This window comes from Paraburkholderia sp. SIMBA_027 (assembly GCF_046535315.1).
Lineage (GTDB): Bacteria > Pseudomonadota > Gammaproteobacteria > Burkholderiales > Burkholderiaceae > Paraburkholderia > Paraburkholderia tropica.
Genome location: NZ_JAWRWY010000267.1, coordinates 1 through 325 on the forward strand (window position 1 = coordinate 1; position 325 = coordinate 325).

Annotated in this window: 1 protein-coding gene; it reads right to left on the reverse strand. The window is 64.3% G+C overall.

Translation table 11 applies throughout. The annotated features are described in order from the left end of the window. Positions 1–325, reverse strand: a 325-nt coding sequence (locus SB764_RS39045) for an aldo/keto reductase (protein ID WP_410866618.1), incomplete at both ends; no start/stop codon positions are given.

Consider the following 325-nt stretch of genomic DNA (forward strand, 5'->3'; position numbering starts at 1 on the left):
CCTCGTCTGAGGCTTCGAGCGGAAAGTCGTTCAGATGGAACTGCAGCAGATCCAGCCGCTCGCGGCGCAGGCGACGCAGCGAGGTTTCCGCCGATTGCCGGATGAAGGCCGGGTCGGCAAAGGCGCCGGTCGCCTGCCTGGTCTTTTCGTCGGTCGCATGGCCGAACTTGGTGGCGATGACGATGTCGTCGCGATTGCCGATGGCGCGGCCAACCACCTCCTCGGAATGCCCTGCCCCGTAATTCGAGGCGGTATCGAAAAAGCGGATGCCGAGATCGACCGCACGGTTGATGGCGCGGATCGATTCGCCGTCGTCCACTTCGCC